This window comes from Streptomyces sp. ActVer (assembly GCF_027270795.1).
In the GTDB taxonomy this organism is placed as follows: Bacteria; Actinomycetota; Actinomycetes; order Streptomycetales; family Streptomycetaceae; genus Streptomyces; species Streptomyces umbrinus_A.
Genome location: NZ_JAPWHT010000661.1, coordinates 1 through 3,978, shown reverse-complemented (window position 1 = coordinate 3,978; position 3,978 = coordinate 1). Strand labels below are relative to the sequence as shown.

At 70.7% G+C, this 3,978-nt stretch carries 3 protein-coding genes; 2 read left to right on the top strand and 1 reads right to left on the bottom strand.

Annotated elements, in window-relative coordinates; genetic code table 11:
* The coding region (locus O3Q52_RS49975; RefSeq protein ID WP_269655067.1) for an MFS transporter at positions 1–1,489 on the bottom strand (1,489 nt) is incomplete at its 3' end.
* Between the two features lie 260 nt (positions 1,490–1,749).
* Between O3Q52_RS49975 and O3Q52_RS49970 the strand changes: the two genes are divergently transcribed.
* The gene (locus O3Q52_RS49970; RefSeq protein ID WP_269655066.1) at positions 1,750–2,919 is read left to right on the top strand and encodes a glycosyltransferase family 39 protein; all 1,170 of its coding nucleotides are present in this window, start codon (positions 1,750–1,752) and stop codon (positions 2,917–2,919) included.
* A 237-nt stretch (positions 2,920–3,156) separates the two neighbouring features.
* Positions 3,157–3,978: phosphatase PAP2 family protein (locus O3Q52_RS49965; protein ID WP_269655065.1), on the top strand; the 822-nt coding region annotated here is incomplete at its 3' end.

Below are 3,978 nucleotides of genomic sequence, written 5' to 3'. Positions count from 1 at the left end.
GCACGCCACACTGCGACCGGCCCTCGCCCGAAGGGACCGGCAGTCGAAACCCAGCGGCCGCGCGAACTGGCCGACCCTCCCCGGGCCCCCCACCCAACCGCTCCGCGACTTCATACGCCTCCCCCAGGGAATGCCGAGCAGCAGCAGACTCCCCCGCAGAGACCCCCGGAACGGACGCAACTCCGGGCGAGTACGCGGCGTTCATCACGCTCCCGAGAAGCGCGATCCCGATCCCGGCCCCGAGCTGGTACGACGTCTCCCCGATCGCCGCGGCCCCACCGGCCTGCTCCTGCGGAGCCTCGCTCAGCATCGACTCGTACGCCCCGAAGAGCGTCACCTCCAGCCCGAACCCGAGCAGCACGAACCCGGTCAGCAGCAGCGGAGCGTTGTCGTGGCTCCCCATGCCCGTCAGCGTGATCACCGCCGCGGCGGTGAGACAGAACCCGGAACAGACCATGGTCCGCGGCCCGAACCGCTGCAGCAGCTTCGCCCCGACAAGCCCCGCGGCCATCGCGGCGACGGTGAGCGGCAGCAGCCGCAGCCCGGTCTCCAGCGGAGAGAGGTTCAGCACGAGCTGGAGATACTGCGCGGCGATCAGCTCAAGACCGACGAGCGCGAGCATCGCGAGCACGATGCACCCCACGGACGTACTGAACGCGGGCCGCGAGAACATCTTCAGGTCGACCAGCGGATGCCGACGCCGCCGCTGCCGCCGTACGAAGGCGAAGAGCAGCCCGGCGCCCACGAGAAGCGGCACCGCCGTGAAGGCGCTCAGCGGGGCCTCTCCGCCACCGAGCCGCTTCACACCGAGAACGACGCCGAAGAGCCCGGCCGCGGCCATCAGCGCGCCGACGACGTCCCACGGCCCGTCGCCGTCACCGGTCGACTCGGGCAGCAGCAGCCGCCCGACGGGCAGGCTGACGAGCATCAGCGGGATGTTGATGAGGAAGACCGAGCCCCACCAGAAGTGTTCGAGCAGGAACCCGCCGAGCAGCGGTCCGACGGCCGCGCCGACCGCGGCGACGGCACTCCAGACACCGATCGCGAGCGCCCGCTCGCGTCGGTCGGGAAAGACCTGCCGCAGGATGGACAGCGTCGCGGGCATGATCATCGCGCCGCCGACACCGAGCAGGGCGCGCGCCGCGATGAGCACCTGGGCGCTGTCCGCGAAGGCCGCGATGGCGGACGCGACGCCGAAGAGCGCGTACCCGAGGAGAAGGACGCGCCTGCGGCCGATGCGGTCACCCAGCGTGCCGAAGAGAATCAGCAGCGAGGCGCAGACGAGCGGGTAGATGTCGACGATCCAGAGCAGCTCTATCGCGCCGGGTGTGAGGTCCTCGGTGACTGCGGGCACTGCGACGTGCAGCACGGTGGCGTCCACGGCGACCAGCAGCAGGCTGACGCAGAGGACGATGAGGACGACCCAGCGGTTTGCACCGGCCCCGGTCTCCCGACGGCAACGCGCAGCGGCCGTGGTCGTCCCGGACATGTACGTACCTCCCAGATGTTCCCTCGCGTTCGGCGGATCCGCTGGGTGGGGACTCCCTGCGGCTGCGGCCCAGGAGGAGCGGTGTCCCGGGCCCACGCAACAAAGGCGAGTGAGTGGTCAGGGTACGCGAGTTCCCGTCGAGGACAGGTGGCGGACCTCTCACGTTCCTTTCAGACACGTGTGGCATGCGCCACGCTCCCCCGTGGGCGAGCACGCCCCGCCGGGGTCCGCGGTTCCGGGCGGCGTCGATAATCGGGCCCGTGACCGATCTTGAAACGCCCGTCGCGCCGCCCCGTGCGGGACCCGCCTGGCGCCGTGCCGCGCCCGCTCTCCTCGGATACGCGGCGGTGCGCGCGCTGGGCATGGTGACGCTGGCCGTGTGGAGCGCCGCGCGGGACAAGAGCCCGCACCAGTTGCTCTCCGCCCGCTGGGACTCCCTCTGGTACACGCGGGTCGCCGAGCTCGGCTACGGCTATGAGGTGCGGCTGCCCAACGGGGACGTGCACTCGAACCTGGCCTTCTTCCCGCTGCTCCCCTGGCTGGAGCGGGCCTTCGCGGCGGTCACCCCTCTCTCCTACGCGGACGCGGGCCTGCTGGTCAGCGCGCTGGCCTCGCTCGCCGCGGCCTGGGGGATCTTCGCGGTCGCGGACCATGTGTACGGGCCCCGGGCCGGGATCTGCGCGGTGCTGCTGTGGGCGGTCCTGCCCGTCGGCATCGTGCAGTCGATGGCGTACAGCGAGTCACTGTTCACGGCGCTCGCCGCCTGGTCGCTGTACGCGGTCCTGACCGGCCGCTGGCTGACCGCGGGCCTGCTCGCGTCGCTGGCCGGCCTGACCCGCCCGGTGGGCGCGGCGGTGGTCGCGGCCGTCTGGGTGGCGGCGATCGCCTCGTTCGTACGGGAGCGGAGTGTTCCGGCACGGACCGGCGCACCGAGATGGCGGCGCGCCCTGGCGATGCTGATCGCGCCCCTCGGCGCCGCCGGCTACGTCCTGTGGGTCGGCCGTCACACGGGGAAGGGCCCGCTTGGCTATCTCGACGTCCAGGCGGGCTGGCGCAACGGCTTCGACGGCGGCTACGCCTTCGCCCGCTTCGTCGGTGACAAGTTCACGTCGTTCCCGTCGGCCCTCGCCGGACTCGCCCTGATCATCGGGGTCGGCCTGCTGGTCTGGCTGTACGTGATCTGCGTACGGCAGCGGCAGCCACTGCCGCTTCTGGTGTACGCGGGGGTCGTCACCCTGCTCGCCCTGTGCGCGTCGAGCTACTTCGGCTCGAAACCACGCCTTCTACTGCCCGCCTTCCCCCTGCTGCTGCCCCCCGCCCTGGCCCTCGCCCGACTGCGAACCTCCAGGTCGGCTTGGGTGCTGGGCGGTGTGGCTGTGGCCTCGGCGGCGTACGGCGCCTTCTGGCTGAACGGCTCCGGCCCGCCGTGATCACCCGGGACGGCGGGTGAGCGGCCGGAGAAGTGCGTGCGAGCATTCGGTGAACGAATTCAAAAGCGTCTCAAAACTTCACATTGGAATGATCAATCGAATGGAAGGAGGAGCGCACGGGGGATTCCATAATCCAAGGAAATAAACGCCCTCCTGAGAGCAATCCCACATCACATCGTCATCACAAAGAGGGTGCTTCGGCCTGGAACACAGCTCACTCGCTGTAACGTCGATTGAGTGCGTACCGAACGAAAGCTGACTCGTCTGGACCGGGTCTTCGCCCGGCTGGACCGTGAGCCGGAACGACCGGCCCACATCGACGTGCCCAGGATGAGCCGGCACCGGGTGGCCCTCTTCGCGTCCACGCTCGCCTTCTACGTCGCCATCGTGTGGGCCATCGTGATCACGTCGTGGCTGGTCCGGTTCGACTGGCAGGTCATGTTCTTCCGGCCGTACCAGCAGTGGCCGGAGCTCCACGCGTTCCTCGACTACTACGTGGTGCTGGGCCAGCGCGGCCCCACCGCCGTGATGATCGCGGCCTGGCTGGGCTGGCGTTCCTGGCGGCAGCACACCCTGCGCCCGCTGCTCGTCCTGGGCGCCTCGCTGCTGCTGCTGAACATCACGGTGGGCGCCGCGAAGCTGAGCATGGGCCGTCTCGGTCCGCACTACGCGACCAACGTCGGCTCGAACGAGATGTGGCTGGGCGGCGACATATTCCCTTCGGGCCACACCGCCAACGCCGTCGTGACCTGGGGCATCCTCGCCTATCTGGCCTCGACGCCGCGCGCCCGCCGCTGGCTGTCGGCCGTCTCCGCCGTGGTCTCCCTCGGCGTCGGCCTGACCACCGTCTACCTCGGCACGCACTGGTTGAGCGACGTGGTGCTCGGCTGGGCCGCGGGCCTGCTGATCCTGCTCGCGCTGCCCTGGTGCGAGCCGCTGATCGCGCGCGCCGAGACCGGGATCCTCGACCTGCGCGACGCCTGGCGCACCCGCCGTCGCGGCACCGCGCCCGCTCCGGCCGCCCCGGTGGGCGCTCCCGTGGCACCCTCCCCGCTCGAC